Source organism: Streptomyces sp. NPDC012508 (assembly GCF_042902595.1).
GTDB lineage: Bacteria > Actinomycetota > Actinomycetes > Streptomycetales > Streptomycetaceae > Streptomyces.
The window spans coordinates 395,554-416,964 of sequence record NZ_JBIBEO010000002.1; the positions used below are offsets into that span (position 1 = coordinate 395,554).

Annotated in this window: 26 protein-coding genes; 12 read left to right on the forward strand and 14 right to left on the reverse strand. The window is 72.0% G+C overall.

The window, feature by feature from the left end:
- The first annotated feature begins 78 nt into the window (after positions 1–78).
- On the forward strand, positions 79–336 hold the full coding sequence (locus ACFY8U_RS07810; protein ID WP_361445846.1) for a type B 50S ribosomal protein L31: 258 nt from the start codon (positions 79–81) through the stop codon (positions 334–336).
- Positions 337–405: 69 nt separating this feature from the next.
- Positions 406–1,173, forward strand: a complete 768-nt coding sequence (locus ACFY8U_RS07815; protein WP_389567079.1) for an alpha/beta fold hydrolase — start codon at positions 406–408, stop codon at positions 1,171–1,173.
- A 282-nt stretch (positions 1,174–1,455) separates the two neighbouring features.
- On the opposite strand, the gene ACFY8U_RS07820 is transcribed toward ACFY8U_RS07815, so the two are convergent.
- Together ACFY8U_RS07820 and ACFY8U_RS07825 are read right to left on the reverse strand one after the other, a co-directional pair.
- The gene (locus ACFY8U_RS07820) at positions 1,456–1,953 is read right to left on the reverse strand and encodes a peptidylprolyl isomerase (protein WP_361445852.1); all 498 of its coding nucleotides are present in this window, start codon (positions 1,951–1,953) and stop codon (positions 1,456–1,458) included.
- Between the two features lie 57 nt (positions 1,954–2,010).
- Positions 2,011–2,229: a hypothetical protein gene (locus ACFY8U_RS07825; protein WP_361605985.1), complete on the reverse strand. Its 219-nt coding sequence runs from the start codon at positions 2,227–2,229 to the stop codon at positions 2,011–2,013.
- A 170-nt stretch (positions 2,230–2,399) separates the two neighbouring features.
- Between ACFY8U_RS07825 and ACFY8U_RS07830 the strand changes: the two genes are divergently transcribed.
- On the forward strand, positions 2,400–2,921 hold the full coding sequence (locus tag ACFY8U_RS07830) for a hypothetical protein (protein WP_389567084.1): 522 nt from the start codon (positions 2,400–2,402) through the stop codon (positions 2,919–2,921).
- A 53-nt stretch (positions 2,922–2,974) separates the two neighbouring features.
- On the opposite strand, the gene ACFY8U_RS07835 is transcribed toward ACFY8U_RS07830, so the two are convergent.
- From ACFY8U_RS07835 to ACFY8U_RS07855, 5 genes are all read right to left on the reverse strand, one after another.
- On the reverse strand, positions 2,975–3,475 hold the full coding sequence (locus tag ACFY8U_RS07835; RefSeq protein ID WP_389567086.1) for an NUDIX domain-containing protein: 501 nt from the start codon (positions 3,473–3,475) through the stop codon (positions 2,975–2,977).
- A gap of 163 nt (positions 3,476–3,638) precedes the next feature.
- Positions 3,639–4,520 carry a YhjD/YihY/BrkB family envelope integrity protein gene (locus tag ACFY8U_RS07840; RefSeq protein ID WP_361605976.1) on the reverse strand — a complete coding sequence of 294 codons (882 nt, stop codon included), beginning with the start codon at positions 4,518–4,520 and terminating at the stop codon, positions 3,639–3,641.
- A 120-nt stretch (positions 4,521–4,640) separates the two neighbouring features.
- A complete protein-coding gene (locus ACFY8U_RS07845; RefSeq protein WP_361605973.1) occupies positions 4,641–5,009 on the reverse strand; it encodes a luciferase family protein in 369 nt (122 codons plus the stop codon).
- A 290-nt stretch (positions 5,010–5,299) separates the two neighbouring features.
- Positions 5,300–5,908 (reverse strand): hypothetical protein, encoded by a 609-nt coding sequence (locus ACFY8U_RS07850; RefSeq protein ID WP_389567090.1) that lies wholly within the window; start codon positions 5,906–5,908, stop codon positions 5,300–5,302.
- 199 nt (positions 5,909–6,107) lie between these two features.
- A complete protein-coding gene (locus ACFY8U_RS07855) occupies positions 6,108–7,298 on the reverse strand; it encodes a PP2C family protein-serine/threonine phosphatase (protein WP_389567093.1) in 1,191 nt (396 codons plus the stop codon).
- A gap of 154 nt (positions 7,299–7,452) precedes the next feature.
- Here ACFY8U_RS07855 and ACFY8U_RS07860 point away from each other — a divergent pair, with 154 nt between their 5' ends.
- The 4 genes from ACFY8U_RS07860 (at position 7,453) to ACFY8U_RS07875 (ending at position 10,615) form a co-directional block, all read left to right on the forward strand.
- Positions 7,453–7,977, forward strand: a complete 525-nt coding sequence (locus tag ACFY8U_RS07860; protein WP_389567096.1) for an SMI1/KNR4 family protein — start codon at positions 7,453–7,455, stop codon at positions 7,975–7,977.
- 133 nt (positions 7,978–8,110) lie between these two features.
- A complete protein-coding gene (locus tag ACFY8U_RS07865; RefSeq protein WP_389567099.1) occupies positions 8,111–8,983 on the forward strand; it encodes an AAA family ATPase in 873 nt (290 codons plus the stop codon).
- Complete coding sequence (locus ACFY8U_RS07870) at positions 8,980–10,383, forward strand: VWA domain-containing protein (RefSeq protein ID WP_389567102.1); 1,404 nt, start codon at positions 8,980–8,982, stop codon at positions 10,381–10,383. The genes ACFY8U_RS07865 and ACFY8U_RS07870 overlap by 4 nt, the downstream gene beginning before the upstream one ends.
- Before the next feature lie 25 nt (positions 10,384–10,408).
- Complete coding sequence (locus tag ACFY8U_RS07875; protein ID WP_389567104.1) at positions 10,409–10,615, forward strand: DNA-binding protein; 207 nt, start codon at positions 10,409–10,411, stop codon at positions 10,613–10,615.
- A 10-nt stretch (positions 10,616–10,625) separates the two neighbouring features.
- On the opposite strand, the gene dnaK is transcribed toward ACFY8U_RS07875, so the two are convergent.
- The gene (dnaK, locus tag ACFY8U_RS07880) at positions 10,626–12,506 is read right to left on the reverse strand and encodes a molecular chaperone DnaK (protein ID WP_389567107.1); all 1,881 of its coding nucleotides are present in this window, start codon (positions 12,504–12,506) and stop codon (positions 10,626–10,628) included.
- 109 nt (positions 12,507–12,615) lie between these two features.
- Here dnaK and ACFY8U_RS07885 point away from each other — a divergent pair, with 109 nt between their 5' ends.
- A complete protein-coding gene (locus ACFY8U_RS07885; protein WP_389567110.1) occupies positions 12,616–12,984 on the forward strand; it encodes a hypothetical protein in 369 nt (122 codons plus the stop codon).
- A gap of 16 nt (positions 12,985–13,000) precedes the next feature.
- Here the strand turns inward: ACFY8U_RS07885 and ACFY8U_RS07890 are convergent, their stop codons facing one another.
- Positions 13,001–13,204, reverse strand: a complete 204-nt coding sequence (locus ACFY8U_RS07890; protein ID WP_361444587.1) for a cold-shock protein — start codon at positions 13,202–13,204, stop codon at positions 13,001–13,003.
- 78 nt (positions 13,205–13,282) lie between these two features.
- Between ACFY8U_RS07890 and ACFY8U_RS07895 the strand changes: the two genes are divergently transcribed.
- Positions 13,283–13,867 carry a nucleosidase gene (locus ACFY8U_RS07895; protein ID WP_389567113.1) on the forward strand — a complete coding sequence of 195 codons (585 nt, stop codon included), beginning with the start codon at positions 13,283–13,285 and terminating at the stop codon, positions 13,865–13,867.
- On the opposite strand, the gene ACFY8U_RS07900 is transcribed toward ACFY8U_RS07895, so the two are convergent.
- Positions 13,864–14,988 carry a helix-turn-helix domain-containing protein gene (locus tag ACFY8U_RS07900; protein ID WP_389567116.1) on the reverse strand — a complete coding sequence of 375 codons (1,125 nt, stop codon included), beginning with the start codon at positions 14,986–14,988 and terminating at the stop codon, positions 13,864–13,866. The two genes, ACFY8U_RS07895 and ACFY8U_RS07900, sit on opposite strands and share 4 nt — an antisense overlap.
- Before the next feature lie 52 nt (positions 14,989–15,040).
- Between ACFY8U_RS07900 and ACFY8U_RS07905 the strand changes: the two genes are divergently transcribed.
- Both ACFY8U_RS07905 and ACFY8U_RS07910 read left to right on the forward strand, forming a co-directional pair.
- Positions 15,041–15,454: a cupin domain-containing protein gene (locus tag ACFY8U_RS07905; protein WP_389567119.1), complete on the forward strand. Its 414-nt coding sequence runs from the start codon at positions 15,041–15,043 to the stop codon at positions 15,452–15,454.
- A gap of 302 nt (positions 15,455–15,756) precedes the next feature.
- On the forward strand, positions 15,757–16,590 hold the full coding sequence (locus ACFY8U_RS07910; protein WP_389567122.1) for a hypothetical protein: 834 nt from the start codon (positions 15,757–15,759) through the stop codon (positions 16,588–16,590).
- Between the two features lie 65 nt (positions 16,591–16,655).
- On the opposite strand, the gene ACFY8U_RS07915 is transcribed toward ACFY8U_RS07910, so the two are convergent.
- The 3 genes from ACFY8U_RS07915 to ACFY8U_RS07925 all read right to left on the reverse strand — a co-directional run bounded on the left by ACFY8U_RS07915 (position 16,656) and on the right by ACFY8U_RS07925 (position 19,958).
- Positions 16,656–17,759, reverse strand: coding sequence for a PP2C family protein-serine/threonine phosphatase (locus ACFY8U_RS07915; RefSeq protein ID WP_389567125.1), 1,104 nt, complete (start codon positions 17,757–17,759; stop codon positions 16,656–16,658).
- Positions 17,760–17,889: 130 nt separating this feature from the next.
- Complete coding sequence (locus ACFY8U_RS07920) at positions 17,890–19,359, reverse strand: MFS transporter (RefSeq protein ID WP_389567128.1); 1,470 nt, start codon at positions 19,357–19,359, stop codon at positions 17,890–17,892.
- Positions 19,356–19,958 carry a TetR/AcrR family transcriptional regulator gene (locus ACFY8U_RS07925; RefSeq protein ID WP_389567131.1) on the reverse strand — a complete coding sequence of 201 codons (603 nt, stop codon included), beginning with the start codon at positions 19,956–19,958 and terminating at the stop codon, positions 19,356–19,358. The genes ACFY8U_RS07920 and ACFY8U_RS07925 overlap by 4 nt, the downstream gene beginning before the upstream one ends.
- 309 nt (positions 19,959–20,267) lie before the next feature.
- On the opposite strand from ACFY8U_RS07925, the gene ACFY8U_RS07930 reads away from it, so the two are divergent.
- Positions 20,268–20,852, forward strand: coding sequence for a TMEM165/GDT1 family protein (locus ACFY8U_RS07930; protein ID WP_352192878.1), 585 nt, complete (start codon positions 20,268–20,270; stop codon positions 20,850–20,852).
- A gap of 182 nt (positions 20,853–21,034) precedes the next feature.
- Here the strand turns inward: ACFY8U_RS07930 and ACFY8U_RS07935 are convergent, their stop codons facing one another.
- Positions 21,035–21,376 (reverse strand): DUF5713 family protein, encoded by a 342-nt coding sequence (locus ACFY8U_RS07935; RefSeq protein WP_389567134.1) that lies wholly within the window; start codon positions 21,374–21,376, stop codon positions 21,035–21,037.
- Positions 21,377–21,411: the final 35 nt, after the last annotated feature.

Here is a 21,411-nt window from a genome sequence, read left to right on the forward strand (position 1 = left end):
GTCGGCCCGTGGCACTGGTCGGCCGGGCCGGGGGCGGAGAGGCTGGGGACATCAGACAGGGCAGCCCGAGGAGGACGTGTGCAGCAGGACAAGCAGCCGGAGTACCGCCCCGTGGTCTTCCGCGACCGCACCGCCGGGTTCGCCTTCCTCACCCGGTCCACGGCGACGAGCGAGCAGACCATCGAGTGGGACGACGGCAACACCTATCCCGTGGTCGATGTCGAGATCTCCTCCGAGAGCCACCCGTTCTACACGGGCAAGGCGCGGACGGTGGACACCGAGGGGCGGGTCGCGAAGTTCGAGCGCCGGTACGGGGAGGGCGGCGAGGAGTCCTGAGGCGGCATTGTCGGTGCCGCCCCGTAGGGTGATCGGGTCGGTACGAGAAGGACGGTACGGGGGTCGGTCGTGCGGGAGTTGTTCCTTGCGGACGTGCGGGCGCACATCAGATGGATCGAGCTGCCCGGGGAGGGGCCCGTTCGGGTCTTCCTGCACGGCCTCGGATGCACGGGGGCGTCCGACTTCGCCCATGTCGCGACGCATCCCGCGCTGCGGGGCGGTTCCGCGCTGCTCGTGGACCTGCTCGGCTATGGACTGAGCGACCGGCCCCGGGACTTCGGTTACGGCATGGCGGCGCAGGCCGCCGTCGTGGCGCGGATCCTGGAGCATCGGGGCGCGGCGGGCGTGGAGTTGGTCGGGCACTCGATGGGCGGGGCGGTGGCCGTCCGGCTGGCGGCGTCCCGGCCGGACCTGGTCGGCCGGCTCGTGGTGGCGGAGCCGAATCTGTATCCCGGCGGAGGTGCGTTCAGCACGCCGGTCGCCGCCCAGGACGAGGAGTCCTTCGTCCGGGACGGCTTCGCGCGGATGGTGGCCTCCGTGGACCGGCCCGACTACGCGGCACGGTTGCGCCTGGCCGATCCGCTCGCGGTGCACCGCAGCGCTGTCGCGCTGGTCGAAGGTGCCTCGCCGCCGGAGGGCGAGCTGCTGGCCGGGCTCGACCTGCCGTGCGCGTTCATGGTCGGCGAGTACAGCCTCCCGGACGCGGACGCCGAGCGGATGCGCGCGCTCGGTGTCCCGGTGTTCGAGGTCGCCAAGGCCGGACACAACCTGATGCTCGACAATCCGGACGGGTTCGCGGAGGCGTTGGCGCGCGCCCTGGCCGTGGACCGGGACTGACCCTGGCCGTGGCACCGGTCCTCGCGCACCGTGCTCACCTCAACGGGCGGAAGATGGTGCGCAGTGCGGCAGCGACCTGCTCGGGTTCCTCGTGTGCCATGAAACGCCCGCCGCGCCACGGTGTGCTTCCCATGACCTCCGACCGTACGGGCAGGTCAGAAGGGCCCGCATCCGGATAGGCGACGGCAGCGAAGGCGCCTCGGCCACGGCGGTGCCCGCCGGAAACGGTCGACCGCCCCCGCGTGGTGTTCTGCGGGGGCGGTCGTACGGAATCGGTACGGCTCAGGCCTCGACGACGCCGGACGCGGCGACGGCGATCTTGGCGCTGGTCGCGCCGGAGCGGGAGCCGAGGGACTCGATCTTCTTGACCAGGTCCTGGCCCTCGACGACCTCACCGAAGACGACGTGCTTGCCGTCGAGCCACGGGGTCAGGACCGTGGTGATGAAGAACTGGGAGCCGTTGGTGTTGCGGCCCGCGTTCGCCATCGACAGCAGGTACGGCCGGTCGTGCTTGAGGTCGAAGTTCTCGTCGGCGAACTTCTCACCGTAGATGCTCTTGCCGCCGGTGCCGTTCTGGTTGGTGAAGTCGCCACCCTGGAGCATGAACTCGGGGATGACGCGGTGGAACGGGGAGCCGGCGTAGCCGAAGCCGTGCTCGCCGGTGGCGAGCTCACGGAAGTTCTTCGTCGTCTTCGGGACCACGTCGTCGAACAGCTTGAAGACGATGCGGCCCGCGGGCTCGTCGTTGATCGTGATGTCGAAGTAAACGTTGTTGCTCATGGGGACATCCTGTCATTCCCGCTCACGCTGTGCGCGCACGGGCTGCCCTTCGGAGGGTCACACCAGTCCGCCGGCGTCCGGCGCCTGGGGGACGGCATCGGTCACGAGCGGGGCGGCCTCGTCCAGGAGGGGGCCGACCGGATTGTCGTTCTGCAGGAGACCGGTGGTGCCGGTCGCGCCGTGGTCGGCCGCGGAGGCGTGCGGCGGCGGGGTGACGAGGGCCGTGACGACACCGGCGGCGAGGGAGGCGATGGCGAGCATGCTGCGCTTCTTCATGCCCTGGTCAACTGTCGAGAAGCCGAGGGGTTACGGTCCGCGACCCAGGTGAACAGAACGCATACTTCCTATCGCCATAATTCATACCAAACCATTGCAACCGTATGGTTGTGGTGGATGTCTTCCCCAGTGACACCACAGTCCCCACAGCAACAGAAATGGGGGACGTCATGCTTCACCGTCAGAGCCTCGCGGCCATGGCCGCCGGCATCGTTCTGGCCGCCGGGATCGGTGCCACGATCCCCGCCGGCGCCTCCACGGAGCGGTCAGGGGCGACGGCCCCGCCCTCGACCGCGCTTGTGGTCGACGCCCGCTGGGGCGGGCACGCCACCTTCGACCGGCTCGTCATCGACATCCGGGGTGCGATGCCCCCGGTCACCGTGACCCCGGCCTCGGCACTCCACTACGACGGCTCGGGCCAGCGGGTTCCGCTCGCGGGAAAGTACTTCCTGGAGATCAGGCTCTCCCCCGCCGCCGCTCACGACGAGTCCGGCCGGTCCGTCTACCAGGGCCCCCGGCTCCTGAAGATCTATCTGCCGACGCTCAAGGGCGTCGCCCTCACCGGCGACTTCGAGGGTGTGGTCAGCATCGGGGCGGCCTTCGACACCAAGCCCGTCTACAAGGTCCGAACGCTCCACTCCCCCGAGCGCCTCGTGATCGACATCAACCACCCGGCCGGCTGCCGGGCCTGAGGGAGGACGCCCGGCGGGGCCGTACCTCTGCGCCCCCGCCGGGCAGTCCGTTCTCAGAGGTCGACGCCCGTCTCCACGTACACGGTCGTGCCGTCCCGCCGCGCGCGGTCGATCTCGGCGAGCCGGGCGAAGCTCACCGGCGACATCTCCCGCTCCCACTCGGCGAGGCTGCGGATGCGGAACTCGCTGTGCTCGTCCGGGTCGAGGACGACTCCGGCGAGCTGTTCGTCCGTCAGGACGCCGCCGTCGAAGATGAATCCGATGTGGTTGGCGGGCCACTCCTCACCCCGGTCGGAGACGAAATGGGTGCCGAGGAGCCTCGGCTCGCCCTCGAAGACGATCCCGGTCTCCTCGTGGCACTCGCGGACCGCGGTCTGCCACGGCGTCTCCCCCGGGTCCATGTTGCCGCCGGGCCACTGCCACAGCTCGGTGCTGTAGGTGGCGCGCAGCTGGAAGGGCCGGCCGTCGGTGTCGGTGAAGTACAGGCAGGCGTACGCCGTCGCCCTCGGCAGCGTCGCGATGTACTCGGCGGGCGGCAGCCAGGTGTTCGCCATGGGTCAGCTCTCTTTCGACGGACCGGGTGGATCACCTCCATCCAACCGGCCACGGCATGCTGTCCCCGCGCTCCGTGATCATGTCCACCGGATCGTGTGATCACGGAGCCACCGGGCCCGTCCGGTACGCGACGTCGGCGGGCGGGCCCGGGTGGACATGGCGTCACACGTGGTCGTCCGGCAGCTCGGCCGGAAGCCGGTCGATGTGGCGCAGGACCAGGTGTTCGTGGATGAGGCGCCCGACGAGGGCGGCGCCGTAGACCACGAAGCCGACGCCGACGAGCCAGGACTGCAGCACGAGGACCGTGCCGAACTGTCCGTACGTGAAGGCGTTGGAGGCGATCAGCGGCGAGAAGACGAACTGGGAGAAGATCCGGAGTCCGAACAGCCCCAGGGCCGTGCAGACCGCCCCTGGGGCGAGGGCGCGCCAGCGGATGCGTCCGCAGAGGAGGAAGCGCTGCGACCACCAGAAGAAGAGGAAGGCGCCGGTGACGTCGCTGACGGCGACGAGGACGGTGGTGGCCGTGGAGGACTGCGCGGGCACGGGGGCGGTGACGAAGAGGAGGAGCGCCACGACGAGGACCGCGAGCCAGACGACGTGGCGCCACATGGTGTGCCAGCGGGCGGTGGGCAGGTCCCAGACGCGTTCGTAGCCGGTCTGGACGGCGGATCCGAAGGTCACCCCGAACGCGGCGAGGGCGGCGAGACCGAAGGCGGTGGTGCGCTGCAGGGCCTGCCCCGGTTTGCCGAAGAGCTGTTCGACCTCCTCCTGGGAGACCTCGGAGACGCCGAGCCCCTGGATCAGCCAGCGGGCGAAGCCCTGGCCGCTGGCGAGGTCGGCGGCGGCGATGACGATGAGCAGCGGGACGAGCGTGAGGAGGCTGAGCGCCGCGAAGCCCATGGCGCGGTGCATCAGCTCCACCTCGCGGCCGCGGTTCCAGGCGAGGCCCACGACCGAAGTGAGGATGGACCGGTGGAGCCTGTGGAACCAGTGGCCGTGCTCGGTGGGGGCACCGTCGTGGGGCGCACCGGGAGTGGGGGGCATGCCACGGGGAGTACCCGCCCGGACGGGGGACCCCTCCGACATGCAGCCGAATGGGGGTTTCCGGTGGAGGGAGGCGGGCAGGCCGTTCGTTCGAGCGCACCCGCCCCCGCGCCGGTGGGTTCAGGATCGGGCGGATGTGAGGCAGGTACGTGTGCAGCCGTCCGGTGCGGCGTCCGGGCGGCCGGAGGAGGCCTGGAGCGCGGCGCTGACCAGGGTCGCCAGCAGGTCGATGTCGGATCCCATGTCCAGACGGACCGTCACCCACCCCGAACCGGCGCGCAGTCGCACGGCGCTGGACCCAAGGAGGGCGGGACGCAGTTTCGCGATCATGGCTCGGGTGAGGTGGACGTCGGCCTCGTGCTCGCCGTGGAAGTGCACGATGTCGTGCGTCGCGCTACGCAGCCCGAGCTCGGCGCCGCACTGGGCGCGGCCGGGGGCCAGCGATGGCCAGCTCATCAGACGTTCACTGGCGTGCCGGGCGGTGTTCATACCCTGGAGCGTGCCGGGACGGAGGGGCTTGCACAAGCGTCCGGCGGAAAGAATCGCGCCGAGGCGTGAAAACGGCCGTTCCTGGTCACACACGGCGTCCGCCGTCTCACAACGCGCCGCGTGGCGAGCGCGGTTCGGGGCGGTCGGACCGGTCGGGACCGTTCGTGGCCGGGTCGGGCCGGCCGGGGCACACTGGGCAGTCAGGTCGGTCGGGTCGATCGGCTCGATCAGGTCGATCAGGTCGGTTGGGTCGGGGTGGCGAGGAAGGAGCCGGCGGCGACGCCTCGCGTTCAGGAGGGCGGGGCGACTCCGGCGTAGACGACCTCGAACTCCTCGACGCTCCTCGTGATCACATGCGCCTTCGCGGTGGCCTCGCCCCTGATCGCCGCCACTCCGGCGCGGGAGGCCGTGAGGGCCTCGCGGTCGCTCCAGACGACGCCCACATTCGCCCGGCCCTTGGCGCGGTCCACGAGCAGGGATCCGCCCTCGAATCCGGACAGGGCCTCCAGCCTCGGGAGCGCCATGTCCCGGAAGACCTCCGCCAGGGCGTCCGTCCCGGCGGGGTCGAACTCCAGACGTGCCAGCCGGAACCACGCTCCGGGTCCGACGGACCGTGGCGGCCGGGCGACCGCCGCCTCCCAGTTGTCGACTGCCGCAGTCTGGGCGAACGGCGCGAGCAGCGTGGCCCGCCGCTCGCGCAGCAGTTCGTCGCTGGTGTCGCGGGAGTTCTCGTCCTCCCACCACGTTGCCGTCAGGAGCTTGCCGACCTCCCGGTCGACGAACAGCCCCATGCCCCGGAAACCCGGCTGTTCCGACACCAGGGCGCGGCCTTCGGAGGCGGTCGCGTCGACCGCCGCGTCGAGCTTGGCCGGATCTCCTGTCGCATACAGCGTGCGCACGTACACAGCGGTCCCTTCGTCTGCCGGGCGTCATGCCGGCGAGGGCTCGCCGGCATGGGCGGGCGCGGGTCGACCGCCTCCCGGTGTCCATGCGATGGCCTGGACGCGCGGACGGCAAGGGGGCCGGGGCGTCCGGGTGAACGCGCACGGCCCCGGCACATGCGTACCCGCCACACAGCCCCTCCGCGCCCGACCACGACTACGAGCGCTCGCGGATGCGTGCCGCGAGGACGGCGACGTCGTCCTCCGCGTGGCGGGCGTCCAGCCGCTGGAGGACCTCCTCGACGAGCTCCTCGGGACTGGAGCCGGGACGCACGCGGAGGGAGGACAGCCGGGCGAGCGAGACGTCGATGTCCTCGCCGCGCCGCTCGACCAGACCGTCCGTGAAGAGCACGAGCGTGTCGGCGGGGGCGAGGGTGCGGGTCACGGGTTCGTAGCCGCCGACGCCGGTGCCCAGCGGGGGACCGACGGGGAGGTCGACGAGGTCGGCGGAGCCGTCCGCGGTGAAGACCACGGGCGGTAGATGGCCGGCGCTGGCGAAGGTGGCCGAGCCGCGCGCCGGGTCGACCTGGACCAGCAGGCAGGTCGCGGGGCGCAGCCCGCCGTCGTCGGCGACGACGGAGTCGAGCTGGCGGAGCACGCGGTGCGGCGGCAGGTCGGTGGAGGCCACGTCGCGCAGGGCCGAGCGGTACGCGCTCATGTCGACGGCGGCGTCGAGGCCGTGCCCCATCACGTCCCCGACGACGAGCAGGCTGCGGCCGAAGTGGAGCCGTACGCTCTCGAACCAGTCGCCGCCCACCAGCGTCCTTGCGCCGACCGGCAGATAGCGCCCCGCGACCTCCAGATTGGGGTGCGGCCGGCCCGGCTCGGCGACCAGGGCCTGCTGGAGGTGGAACGCGGTCCGCTCGGTGGCGGCGAGCCGGCGGGCGTGTCCCAGGTGGACGGCGGCGATCCGCGCCGCGTCGTGGACGGTGGCGGTCTCGTGCTCGCCGAGGTCGTGGGCGCGGGCGCTCGCCGCGCTCACGGAGCCGATGACGCGGCCCTGCCACTGCAGCGGTGCGGACACGACGCGGACGGGGACGCCGCCGGGAGCCATGTCCGCGTAGGTGTGGGGCGCCCCCTTCTCGCGCCCCGGCTCCACCCGGTCGACGAGCTTGGGGTCCCCGGCCACCGCGACACGTGCCCAGCCGGGCTCGTCCTCGGGCCGGACGTCCACGGCCGCCGCCTCGAACCCGTGTCGGCAGAGGAACCCGGCCAGGTCCTCGCAGACGTTCCGCTCGTCGGGGTGCGAGCCGATCTCCTCGATCGCGTCCGTCGCGGCTTTCAGCCGGGCCAGGACCGCGGCAAGCTCCTCGACCAGGGAGGCCTGTTCCCCCGCTCGCTCCGACAAGACACCTCCACCGCCGCGACGGCCCCGAGCAGCGCACATATCCCATTGGACCAGCGGCGCGACATGCCCGCGCGCCACACCGGCCGAACCAGGAGTCCATCACATTGAGTGACCTCTTAGCCAGAACTTTCCGCCCCCACGCTACGCTGCGCCGGTGATCCCGTCCGATCTTCACGACTTCCCCTCGGCACTCACCGCGGTGGCGGCCACCCCCCGCGCGCACGAGGGCGACGAGGGCATCGACTACGAGCCGTTCGAGGGCTTCCTCTCCCCCGGGGACACCACCGCATGGCTGCGGGCCTGGACGGGCGACGAAGCGCTCGACGGCGACGCGTTCCGGGTCATCGGACAGAACGGCGCCGGCGGCTACGTGGCCCTCTGGCGGGTCCGCCCGGACCGGCCCGTGACCGACCAGCCGGTGGTCTTCTGCGGCTCCGAGGGCGAGATGTGCGTCCTCGCCCAGGACCTGTCCGGCTTCCTGTGGCTGCTCGCCGACGGTTACGGCCCCATCGACGTCGCCTACCCGGGCCGGCGCGAGCCCCTCCCCGAACCCGGCCTGCCGGCCGTGGCCGAGCGGTACGCGGACGCCGGGTCCCGTCGCCCCGCCCCGGAGATCCTCGCGGCCGCCGCGGCGGAGTTCCCGGACTTCGAGGAGACGATCGAAGCGCTCTGCCCGTGACGGCCGCACCACCCGTGACACCCGTGACCTTGGCCGCACGTGTGGTCGGGACGGTTGTGCAACGTGGCGGGAACTGATCCAGTACGCACATGGCTACCGGCCAGTACGGAACCGCGCGGCATGTGGGGGAACGATGACGACGACCGGGTACTTCAGCTCCGTCGACGATGTCGCCGAGCGACTCGCCGCGACCGGCTATCTGGCCTCCCCCGCCGTCGCGACCACCGTCTTCCTCGCCGACCGTCTCGGCAAGCCGCTCCTCGTGGAGGGCCCGGCCGGGGTGGGCAAGACCGAGCTGGCCAAGGCCGTCGCCCAGGTCGCCGACGCCCGGCTCGTACGGCTCCAGTGCTACGAGGGCGTCGACGAGTCGCGGGCCCTGTACGAGTGGAACCACGCCAAGCAGCTGCTGCGGATCACGGCGGGCCGCGACGAGTCCTGGGACGAGGCGCGTACGGACATCTTCAGCGAGGAGTTCCTGCTCCCCCGCCCGCTCCTCACCGCCATCCGCTCCGCCGAGCCGACCGTGCTGCTCATCGACGAGACCGACAAGGCCGACATCGAGGTGGAGGGACTCCTCCTCGAAGTGCTCAGCGACTTCCAGATCACCGTGCCCGAGCTGGGCACCATCACCGCGACCCGGCGCCCTTTCGTCGTCCTCACCTCCAACGCCGGCCGCGAGCTGTCGGAGGCGCTGCGCCGCCGCTGTCTCTTCCTCCACATCGGCTTCCCGGAGGAGGAGCTCGAACGCCGGATCGTGACATCGAAGGTGCCCGGCCTCGACGCGGCGCTCGTGGCGTCGCTGGTGCGGGTGGTCGGCGCGCTGCGCGCGATGGAGCTGCGGAAGGTCCCGTCGGTCGCGGAGACCATCGACTGGGCCCGCACGCTCCTCGCCCTCGGCGCCGACACTCTCGACGAGACGGTGGTCCGCGACAGTCTGGGCGTGATTCTCAAGCATCAGGACGACATCCAGAGGGCGGCCACCAAGCTCGACCTGGACGCGGTGTGACCACTGCGCCGGCCGGGGTGACGCACCGGCTCACCGGTCTGGTGCACGCACTGCGGGCGCACGGCCTGTCGATCGGCACGGGCGAGAGCGTGGACGCCGGGCACGCGCTGGAGGCGGTGGGGTTCACCGACCGGGAGCGGATGCGGGAGGCCCTCGCCGCCACGCTGCTCCACAAGGAGGGCCAGCGCCCGCTGTTCGACCGCGTCTTCGACCTGTACTTTCCCCTGACCAGCACCGACGCGGACGCGGACGCCTCCGAACCTTCCGCCTCTTCCGCCTCTTCCGCCGGGCAGTTCGACACGGCAGCGCTGCGGGAACGGCTGGCCGCCGCCCTGGCCGCCGGCGACGGTTCGGCGCTGACACGGCTCGCCGGCGAGGCGGTGGGCGGCCTCGGCCGCTACGGCTCCGCCCCGGACTCGGACGGCTGGTCCTCGTACCAGACTCTCGCCCGCCTCCGGCCGGAGACACTGCTCGCCCGCGTACGGGCCATGCTCCGCGACGCGGCCGTGGGCGGGCCGGAGTTCACCGACCGGCTGACGGACGACGAGATCCGGCGGCGGATCGAGGCGTTCCGGGAGCGGGTACGCACGGAGGCACGGCGGCGGGTCGCCGAACGGCAGGGCCGGGACCGCGTCGCGCGGCGCGCGGTCGCGGGCACCCCGGACAGCGTCGACTTCCTGCTCGCCGGCCGGGCTCAGCTCGACGAGCTACGGACGACGGTACGGCCGCTGGCACGCAAGCTCGCGACCCGCCTGGCAGCCAGGCGGCGGCGCGCCGCGCGCGGACGGATCGATCTGCGGCGCACGCTGCGCGGCTCGCTGTCGACCGGAGGCGTACCGATGCGGCCGGTGCTGCGGCGCCGCCGTCCCGCGCGCCCCGAACTGGTCCTGCTCTGCGATGTGTCGGGGTCCGTCGCGGGGTTCGCGAACTTCACCATGCTGCTGGTGCAGGCGCTGCACGACCAGTTCAGCAGGGTGCGGGTGTTCGCCTTCGTCAACCGGGTCGACGAGGTGACCGACCTGATCGCGCGGGGCGCGGCGGACCCGGCAGGGCTCGGTGCGCGCATCCTCGACGAGGCGGTGCTGACCGGCTGGCACGGTCAGAGCGACTACGGCACCGCACTGGGCGAGTTCGACGAGCGGTACGCCGACGCCGTCGGCCCGCGCACCGTGGTCTTCGTCCTCGGCGACGCCCGTACGAACATGAGTGACCCGAATCTCGCGGCGCTGAAGCGGATCGTGGGCCGGGCCCGCCGCGTCCACTGGCTCAACCCGGAGCAGCCGGCACTGTGGTCGACGGGCGATTCGGCCGCCCTCGCCTACGCCGAGCTGGTCGACATGCGTCCCTGCCGGAACGCGCGGCAGCTGAGTGATCTCATCGGCAGGGTCCTGCCGGTCTGAGCGCCCGCGTGGCACCATCACGCCTGTGACCACGCCTGAGGAATCTGCCACGGACCTGCCGCGCGGGATCGGGGCGCCCGCCACGCGGGCGCTGACCGCCGCCGGGTACACCACGCTCGACGCGCTCGCCGGGGTGCCGAGGGCCGAACTCGCGGCCCTCCACGGCGTGGGGCCGAAGGCCCTGCGTGTGCTCCAGGAGAGCCTGGAGGAGCGCGGCCTGTCGCTCGGCTGAGCCTCGGACGTCAGGCTCCGCCGCCCTTTCGCTTCTCCTCGTCCTCGTCGACTATCTCGGCATCGACGACATCGTCGTCGGCCTTGGCCTCGCCCTGCGGGGCGTCGCCGCCGGCGGCCTGCGCAGCCTGCGCGTCGGCGTACATGGCCTGGCCGAGCTTCTGGGAGACGGCCGCGACCTTCTCGGTGGCCGTACGGATCTCGGCCGTGGTGGCGTCGTCGTCGGACTTGCTCTTGAGTTTCTCCTTCAGCTCGGCGACGGCGGTCTCGACCTCGGTCTTCACGTCACGGGGGACCTTGTCCTCGTTGTCCTTGAGGAACTTCTCCGTCTGGTAGACGAGCTGCTCGCCCTGGTTACGCGTCTCGGCGGCCTCGCGGCGGCGGTGGTCCTCGTCCGCGTACTGCTCGGCCTCCTGGCGCATCCGGTCGACCTCGTCCTTCGGCAGCGAGGAGCCACCGGTGACGGTCATCTTCTGCTCCTTGCCCGTGCCCAGGTCCTTCGCGGTCACGTGCATGATGCCGTTGGCGTCGATGTCGAAGGCGACCTCGATCTGCGGGACACCACGCGGGGCCGGCGGCAGACCGGTCAGCTCGAACATGCCGAGCTTCTTGTTGTACGCCGCGATCTCGCGCTCACCCTGGTAGACCTGGATCTGCACCGACGGCTGGTTGTCCTCGGCCGTCGTGAAGATCTCCGACCGCTTGGTCGGGATCGTGGTGTTGCGCTCGATGAGCTTGGTCATGATGCCGCCCTTGGTCTCGATACCAAGCGACAGCGGGGTCACGTCGAGGAGCAGGACGTCCTTGACCTCACCCTTCAGCACACCGGCCTGCAGGGCGGCACCGATGGCGACGACCTCGTCCGGGTTCACACCCTTGTGGGGGTCCTTCCCCGTCAACTCCCGTACCAGTTCGCTCACGGCGGGCATGCGCGTCGAACCGCCCACGAGGATCACATGGTCGACGTCGGACACGTCGATCTTGGCATCCCGTACCGCCTGATGGAACGGCGTCTTGCAGCGCTCGAGCAGATCGGCCGTCAGCTGCTCGAACTGAGCACGCGTCAGCCTCTGGTCGAGGTGCAGCGGCCCCTCGGCGGACGCGGTGACGTACGGCAGGTTGATGGATGTCTCCGTCGCCGCCGACAGTTCGATCTTCGCCTTCTCGGCCGCCTCACGGAGACGCTGGAGCGCCATCTTGTCCTTGGCCAGGTCCACCCCGTAACCGTTCTTGAACTCCTTGACCAGGTGGTCCACGATCCTCTGGTCCCAGTCGTCACCGCCGAGGTGCGTGTCGCCGTTGGTGGCCTTCACCTCGACGAGCCCTTCGCCGATCTCCAGGAGGGACACGTCGAACGTGCCGCCACCGAGGTCGAAGACGAGGATCGTCTGGTCGTTCTCCTTGTCGAGGCCGTAGGCGAGCGCCGCGGACGTCGGCTCGTTGATGATCCGCAGCACGTTCAGCCCGGCGATCTCCCCCGCCTCCTTCGTCGCCGTGCGCTGGCTGTCGTTGAAGTACGCGGGCACCGTGACCACGGCGTCCGTCACGTCCTCGCCCAGATAGGCCTCCGCGTCGCGCTTCAGCTTCTGCAGCACCCGGGCCGAGATCTCCTGCGCCGTGTAGCGACGGCCGTCTATCTCGCCGCTCTCGGGGAAGCGCCAGTTCGCGTCGCCGACGTGCCGCTTCACCGAGCGGGCGGTCCGCTCGACGTTCGTCACCGCCTGCCTCTTCGCCACGTCGCCGACCAGCACCTCGCCCTTCTTCGCGAAGGCGACCACGGACGGCGTCGTCCGGCCTCCCTCGGTGTTCGTGACGACCGTCGGTTCGCCGCCCTCCAGGACGGAGACCACCGAGTTCGTCGTTCCGAGGTCGATACCGACTGCTCGTGACATGGCCCTCTCCTCAGCCCGTCGTCCCCGTCTGGCACCTACCCACCCACGGCCCGATCATGGAGGGAGATGTCCCGACGGGGTCGACGATCGGAACGGTCGGTGAGGTGCGATGGCACGGGTGACGGTGGACGGCGCGTACATCGTCGTCCGGCTGTCCCCGCGCGAGAAGCTGGCCGCGCGCCGCCGCACCGTACGGGTGCCGGTGACCTTTCTGCGGGAGGTACGGATCGAGCCCGACTGGTGGCGCGCGCTGCGCGGAAGCCGCGGCCGGGGCCTGTGGATCCCCGACCGGATCTGCGTGGGGACCCGCGTCCTGCCGGACGGCCGGGATTTCGCGGCGGTGAAGCCGGGCAGGCCGGTCGTCTGCGTCGAGCTGCGCCGGGACGCGCCCTACGGCCGGCTGGCCGTCTCCGACCCCGATCCGGAGCGGGCGGTACGGGAACTCGGGCCGTACGTCCCCACGGACCTGCTGGAATGAGAGCGGGGCCGGCGCTTCAGGCGGGACTGACGTTCTCGGCCTGGGGGCCCTTCGGGCCCTGAACGACGCTGAACTCGACCTTCTGTCCCTCGGTGAGTTCGCGATAGCCGGTACTGGCGATGGCCGAGTAGTGGACGAAGACGTCGGGGCCTCCGCCGTCCTGCTCGATGAAGCCGAAGCCCTTCTCGGCGTTGAACCACTTCACTGTTCCGGTGGCCATGGTGATCTCCTCGGCACTGACGAACACTTCCATCCTCTCTCGGCACGGGCCGGAAGTCCCGGCGGGTAGCGTGGCGGCATGGAACTCATCGGAGACATCACGGCCGACCGGCCCCTGCTCGTCCTTGCCGTCAAGGAAGAGGCTCAGTTCCTCGACACGGATCTGCCGATCCTTCTGACCGGCATGGGCAAGGTGAACGCGGCGTCCTCGCTCGCCACCGTCCTGGGCCGGGGCCCGCGCCCTTCGGGCGTGGTCAATCTGGGGACGGCCGGGGCGCTGCGGCCGGGGTGGACCGGGACGCACGTGGTGGGCACGGTGATCCAGCACGACCTCGACGGAGAGCTGCTCGCGACGCTGACCGGTGAGACGTACGGCGCTCCGCTCGCCCTGCCGGACGGCGGCGATGTGACCCTGGCGACCGGCGACGCCTTCATCTCGGACGAGGCCGCCCGGGCCCGGCTCGCGGCCCGTGCTCCGCTGGTCGACATGGAGGGCTACGCCCTCGCGACCGCGGCGGGCCTGGCGGGGGTGCCGATCCGGATCGTCAAGCACGTGAGCGACGAGGCGGGCGACGGGGCGGCCAGGACCTGGCGGGAGTCGGTCGCGGAATGTGCCCGGTCGCTGGCGCAATGGGCGGCGGAGAACACTCCGTACCGCTCCTAGGAGCACGCCGGCGGCGGCGCGCTCTCCGTGGATCCGGTCGCGGATCCCGCCGCGGATGCCGTGGATCCCGCCGCGGATGCTGACGTGGACAACGACCCCGACACCGACACCGCCGCGCTGTCCGACGCGTCCCGGGGTCCGGCGGGTGCCGTGGGGCCGAAGCGCCGGCGGTACGCGGACGGGGAGAGCCCCGTCTCGCGGTTCATCAGGGCGCGCAGATTGGCGGCGGTGCCCAGCCCGCTCGCGCGGGCGACGACGTCGAAGCGGGACTCGCCGCGCTCGATCAGCCGGCACGCCAGCGTCACCCTCTCTCCGGTGAGCCAGGCGAGCGGGGTGGTGCCGAGCTGCGCACGGAACCGGCGGTGCAGCGTCGCCGGGCTGACCGCCGCGCGGGCCGCCAGGCCGGCGACCGTGAGCGGAGAGCCGAGACGTTCCTGCGCCCAGGCAAGGAGCGGGGCGAGTGACTCGTCGGGGGTCTCGGGGACCGGCCGCTCGACGAACTGCCGCTGACCGCCGTCCCGGTGAGCCGCGAAGACGAGCCGGCGGCTGACGGCGTTGGCGGCCTCGGCGCCGTGGTCGCGGCGGACGACATGAAGTCCGAGGTCGAGCGCGGCGGCGCTGCCTGCGGCCGTGAGGATGTCGCCGTCGTCGACGAACAGCACGTCCGGTTCGAGGTGTACGGAGGGAAAGCGGGCGCGGAAGCTGTCGGCCCACTGCCAGTGGGCGGTGGCCCGCCGGCCGTCGAGGACCCCCGCCTCGGCGAGGGTGAAGGCGCCGCTGCAGAAGCCGATCAGACGGGCTCCGCGTGCGTGGGCGCGGCGGACGGCGTCGAGCACGGCGGGCCGTCGTGGCACCTCGACGTCGGGACGGTTGGGGACGATGAGCGTGTCCGCGGTGTCGGCCGCTTCGAGCCCGGCCACGCCGGTGAGGGTGAAGAAGCCGTCGCGCATGAGGGTGTCGGGTTCGGGCGAACAGAGCCGGAAGTCGTACAGGTCGCGCCCGAGCTCGGGGCGGCGCAGACCGAAGACCTCGGTGGCACAGCCCAGTTCGAAGGGGTTGGAGTTGGCGTCGACGATCACGACGACACGGTGCGCTGCGGGGTGCGAGGATCCTTGCGGCATATGCTATTTCTAGCACTCACACTGAGTGACGGCCACGGGTCAGGATGGCTTCATGAGCCGGAATACCGCTGATACCAGCGCACCCATCGCCCTGGCCACTGCCTTCGCGTCCTTCGACGAACTGTGGAGCCCACGCATCGTGACGCGGGTGAACGACTACGACGTGCGCGTGGCGAAGGTGGCGGGCGAGCACGTGTGGCACGCCCACGACGACACCGACGAGTTCTTCCTGGTGATCGAGGGCGAGCTGCACATCTCGTTGCGCGAGGGCGGCGCGGAGCGGACGGTGGCCCTCCCCCGGGGTTCGGTCTTCACCGTCCCCAAGGGCGTGGAACACCGCCCCTACGCCCCCTCCGGCGCGTCCATCCTGATGTTCGAGCCCACGGGCACGCTCACGGTCGGCGACCGCCACGAGGAGATCCCCGACCACGTGGACGCGACGACGGGCCACGCACTGGGCGCGTGATTCTCACAGGCGCCGCGGGGTGACCGCCGGGCGGCCGGCGCACGAGGCACTGAGCCACGCCGGAACGACGCCCTTTGCCCGGTTCTCCACGTTTCGACGGGCGGACCCAGGCGCACGCGCGCGTGGCCGCCGCCGCGTCCCGTGCGGGTGGCCGGTGGGCGGACCATCCTGGAGGGGTGGGCACCGCCCGGAGGCCGCGCGGCGGTGCGGGTGGTGCGCCCGTGCGCCCCCGATGCGGACGCGAGCGCCGGGTCACGTTCCGCACACGATGCCCACCGCGGGCTTCGAGGGAGGCGGGACACATGAGCGATTCCGAAGCAGGGTCAGGGACCGGGACGGGCGCTGCGGCCGGCAAGGCTCGATTCGAGGACATCTACGACCGGCCCGACCCACGGGCGTACTTCCGGCGCCTCGCACCGCTCGAGTACGAGATACCTCAGCAGGCTCAGGGCGCGTTCCGGCGCGCGGCAGCCGAGCGGGACGGCGGGACGGTCCTCGACCTGTGCTGTTCGTACGGGATCAACGCCGCCCTGCTCAACCACGACGTCACGCTGGCCGAGCTGTACGCCCGCTACACCGACCCGGCGGTGACGGGGCTGACGGCCGCCGAACTCGCTGTGGAGGACAAGGGGTTCTACGCGTCCCGGCGGCGGCGGGACGCCGTCCCGGTCATCGGTCTCGACGTCGCGGGCAGCGCTCTGCGCTACGCCCGGGAGGTCGGGCTCCTCGACGACGCGTTCGCGGAGAACCTGGAGGAGGGGGCGGCGCCGAGCCCGCGACTGCGCGCCGCGATGGCGGACGTCGGCCTGATCACCCTGACCGGTGGCGGCAGCTATCTCACCCGGCGCACCTTCGCGGCACTCCTCGAATGGGCGGGCAGGCCACTGCGGGTCAGCGCGTTCGTCCTGCGGACCGTGTCGTACGAGCCGATCGCCGAGTGTCTCGCCGACTACGGTCTGCGGACCGTCTCCGACCCGTCGCGGACCTATCCGCAGCGGCTCTTCACGGACGCGCGCGAGCAGCGTTTCGCGATCGAGGCCGTACGTGAGCGGGGGGTGGATCCGGAGGGCCGCGAGGCGGCGGGCCGGTTCCACACGGTGCTGTTCGAGTCGGCGCCGGCGGGTCGGCAGGGGTAGGACCGCTCTCCAGGCCCGCCGCCCCACACGACCGTCGTCCGAGACCGCCGTCCGGGACCCGTCGTCTAGGACCGCCGTACGACGAGCATGGCGGCGACGTCGTCGTCGACGCCGTGATCGGCATAGGCGTCCAGCTCGTCGTGGAGCAGGGCGGGGACGCGCTCGCCCGGTTCGTCCACCCAGTGGCTCATCCGCTCCTCCAGGGGGTAGAAGGTCCCGGCCCGGTCGCGGGTCTCGCTCACGCCGTCGGTGTAGAGCAGCAGCCGGTCGCCCGGCGCGAAGGGGACCTCCTCCACGTGATGGCGGGCGTCGAGGAGGCCGGACAGGTTGACCGGGAGGGACGGGTCGGCGAAGGGGACGGGCCGCACGTCCGTGCCGTGCTGGAGGAGCGGGGCCGGGTGCCCGCAGCTGAGGAGGCGCGCGACGGCCCCGGCGTCGGGGATCTCGACGAGGACCACGGTGGCGAAGCGTTCGGCGGCGTCGGAGTCGGGGTCCCAGGCTCCGTAGCGGCCGAGGCCCTCCTCCAGGCGGTCGGCGAGGGCCGGCAGGTCGGGCGCGTCGTTGACGGCGGCGCGGAAGGAGCCGAGCAGGACGGACGCGGTCTCCACGGCGCCCAGGCCCTTGCCCTGGACGTCGCCCAGCATCAGCCGTACGCCCCCAGGGACGCGTACGGCCTCGTAGAAGTCGCCGCCGATCCGGGCCTTGGCCGCGGCCGCGACGTACAGCAGATGGAGGTCGACGGGGCCGAGCCACGGCGGGAGGGGGCGGAGCACGACGCGCTGGACGACCTCGGCGACGGCGGTCACCTCGCGCAGGTCCCGCTCGTAGCGGAGCCGGGCCCGGCTGACCCAGGCGGCGGCCGCGGTCACCAGCATCAGGGCCACCTCGTTGGCGGCGATGACAGGAAAGAAGGGGTCGCCGCTGATCACCCCGAGCATCGCGCCCAGAGCCATGGCCGCCACACCGATGAGGATGGTTCCCCGGACGCTCCAGGTGACGGCGGCGAGGGCGGGCGCGGCCCCCAGGAGCCGGTCGTAGCGTTCCTCGTCCGCGGTGATCAGGTCGGCCAGCACCGTCAGGGCCATGACCAGTACCGGCAGGACCCGGCCGATGACGATCTGCGTGCGCGGCCGCGCCCAGGGGCCGCCACGGTGAGCACCAGAGGGCATTTCGTGATCGTACGCAGCGGGGGCGGCGTGGCCTGGGCGCCCGCGCCGCGCTGGCGTGTCCGGGCCGGGGTTCAGGGCCGGGCGAGGGCACAGGTCGATGTTGAGAAACTGCGACGGGGTGCAGGCGGGGTCAGGGCTGAGGCGCGGGTTGCGGCTGAGGCTCAGCTGCTGCCTCGGGATCGCCCGTCAGGGCGGGGCGGCCGGGAAGTCCGAGCGCGGCGGCGGAGCCCAGCGCCGCCAGGCCTGTCAGGACGAGAAGCGTGGTCCCCATAGCCGGTACGAAGCCCGAGTCCGGGTCGAGCGTCATCAGCAGGGTCGCGGCGGCGACGCCGAGCGCGGGGCCGATGTTCATGGCGGTCTGCTGGAGGCCGCCGGCGACTCCGGCGTCGGCCACGGAGGCCTGGTGCACGACGACGGCGGTGGCGGTGGCCATGACCGTGCCGAACCCGGCGCCCAGCAGCGCGAAGCAGACGCCGGCCGGCACCGCCGTGGCGGACTCGTCGAGCCGGGAGAGCAGGAGCACGCCGACCGCGAGCAGGGCCGCACCCCCGACGGTCGTACGGCGGGGCCCGAACCGGCGTTGCAGCAGGGCCGCGGCGGGCGCTCCGAGCACCATCAGGACGGCGAGAGGAAGCACCCACAGGCCGGTCGACAGCGGGTCGAGTCCGCGGACGTCCTGGAGGAAGTAGGTCGCGACGAAGAGCGCTCCGAAGAGGGCTGCCGAGGTCGCCAGCAGCGTGGCGAGGCCCGCCACGACGGGCCGGGACCGCAGGAGGGCGGGCGGCAGAAGGGGCCGGGCGGTACGCCTCTCGTGGCGGGCGAAGGCGGCTCCGGACGCGACGGCGCCGCCGAGGGCGAGACCGGTCGCCGTCGTCCAGCCGGATTCCGGCACCGCGACGAGCACATGGACCAGACAGGCGAGCATCACCGCGAGGAGCACAGCACCGGGCAGGTCGAGAGCCCCACGGGAGCCGCCTGCCGCCGGAGCCGAACCGCTCACCCGTGTCCTCGGCCGCGGTGCGACGCCCTCGGAGTCGTCCGCCGGGCGCGTCGGCCCGGTGACGGCTGCCAGGAGGCCGATGGCCAGGGCGGGGATCGCCGTCAGGGCGAAGACCGAGCGCCAGCCGAAGGCCGCGACGAGGGCGCCGCCCACGAGCGGGCCCAACGCCGCCGCGAGACCGATCGCGCTCATGCGGAGGGCGATCGGCATGGCGAGGCGGTCGGGCGGGAAGGCCGCCCGGAGCATGCCCAGGGTGGCCGGCTGCAGAAGCGCCCCGAACACCCCCTGGAGGATCCGCAGGGCGATCACCCAGCCGATCCCCGGCGCGAGGGCGATGGCGGCCGAGGTGGCGGCGAAGCCGAACGTGCCGAGGGCGAAGAGCCGCCGGTGGCCGTACGCGTCCCCCAGCCGGCCCGCGAAGACGAGGAGGCTCGCGACCGCGACGAGATACCCGGTGCTGGTCCACTGGACCTCGGCGAATTCCGCGTGCAGATCGTGCTGGAGCGTGGGCTGGGCGATCGTGAGCAGGGTGCCGTCAAGGGCCACGACGGCCGCACCTACGACGCTGCAGGCGAGGGTCACCCACCGTTGCCGTATCACCCCTCCCGCCCGGCGGGGCCGAGGTGTGCGTCCAGGGCGGCCCGGAGCAGGGGCCCGGCGTCGTCGGTGCGCGCGGCGAGCTGGAGGCTTCCCCAGGCCCAGAGCTGGGCGATGCCGTGCAGGTTCGCCCAGAGCGCGGCCGCGACGACGGTCGGCTCCGGGGCGGCTCCAGGACGGGCGCGGGCGACGAGCCGGCCGAGGAGGTCGAAGAGCGGCAGGCTCGTCTCGCGCAGCCCGAGGCGGCCGCTCTCCAGCAGGTCGTGCCGGAACATCAGCTCGTACATGCCGCGCCGGGTCAGCGCGAAGTCGAGGTGGACGCGGGCGAGGGCGTCGAGCTGGGCCCGCGCGCCGTCGCGTGTCTCCGCCTCCTCCCCCACGGCGGCGGCAATGCGTGTCGCGAGCTCGGCGAAGCCCTCGCGGGCGATGGCCGACAGCAGGTCGAGGTGGGTCGGGAAGTACCGGCGGGGCGCGCCATGGGAGACGCCGGCGCGCCGGGCGATCTCCCGGAGGGACAGCGCCTGCGCGCCTTCCATGTGCACCAGCTCGACGCCCGCGTCGATCAGTCGGCCGGGCAGTCCGGCCTCGCTCTCATCGCTCATAGACACTGTCTACCAGGCAGTCGTAGACAGCGTCTACGTTCCTCTCGCGTCAAGATCGAGAGCGCCCTCCGCTACACTGTTCGACAGCGAAGGGGAGTAGCCCTGCGAACCGGTCGTCGACACACTGGAGCCCTCGGGTTCCCGGTGACCGGGTCCGTGCGAAGCGCGGACGGGCGAGACCTTCGGCCAGGCATTCGCCATGTCCGCATCCCGTGGGCGTGGTCCGTCATGCCGGGCCGAGTGGTTCTTCCCGTCGCCCGCCGTGGTGCCGTGCGGATCCCGGGCCCGGATCAAACAGAGAGCCCCGGTATGCACCTCGACCCCTTGGCGATCCTCACCGCCTTCGGGCTGATCTTCCTCGCCGAACTGCCCGACAAGACGATGTTCGCGTCCCTCGCCATGGGCACGCGCATGCGCCCGCTGTACGTCTGGTTCGGCACGTCGACCGCGTTCGTCGCGCATGTCGCCATCGCCGTGGGCGCCGGCAGCCTCATCGGTCTGCTGCCCGACTGGATCGTCAAACTGATCTCGGCCCTGCTGTTCGCCTTCGGCGCCTTCATGCTGCTGCGCGGCGGGGGCGACGACGAGGACGACGAGGCGGGCGGCAAGGCGGTGACCGGCTTCTGGCCGGTCTACTCGACCGCGTTCATGGCCGTCTTCATCAGCGAGTGGGGCGACCTGACACAGATCACGACGGCCAACCTCGCCGCCACGAACGGCACCTGGTCCACGGCGATCGGCTCCGCCGCCGCCCTGATGAGCGTCTCGGCCCTCGCTCTGGTCGCGGGCCGCTTCATCGCCAAGCGCGTGCCGCTGAAGACGGTCCAGCGCATCGGCGGCCTGTGCATGGCGGCGCTGGCGATCTGGTCGCTGACCGAGATCTTCGTCGGCTGACACACTGGCCCGCCACCCCCACCGCACCACTCGCGCGCTCCCCCGCTCCACGCGCGTGCCCCGGCCGGCCGCCGGCCGGGGCACGTGTCTCCCTCGTAGTTCCGCAAGCCCCTCCGGAACTCCGCCCGACGAACCACCGGGTTCTCGGCCTGCTCGTCGGCAAGCGAACCCCCGACGAGCCGTCACCACTCGCGGGCGGCCACCAGTTCCTCCGCGTCGGCGTCCGCGAATCCGTAGGCCGTGGCCACGAACCAGAAGTTCTCGGCGATCTCCTCGCGCGCGACGGTCTCGATCTCGCTCCCCGCCTCGTCGAAGTCCGCCTCCAGCGCGTTGAACTCCTCGGTGGCCACTTCCGTCAGCGCGTACAGCGCGGCCAGGTCGGCCGGCTGCTCCGCCTCGATCCGCTCGCAGAGCCTCAGCAGGATCACCCGGCCCTTGTCGACGACGTGGTCCGGGTAGTACCCGTCCTCGTACAGCGCCTTGAGGAAGGCGTACCCCGCCACCTGCTCGTTCGTGATCGACATCTGTGTCCCTTTCCCCGCGTGATCATCAGACGTCC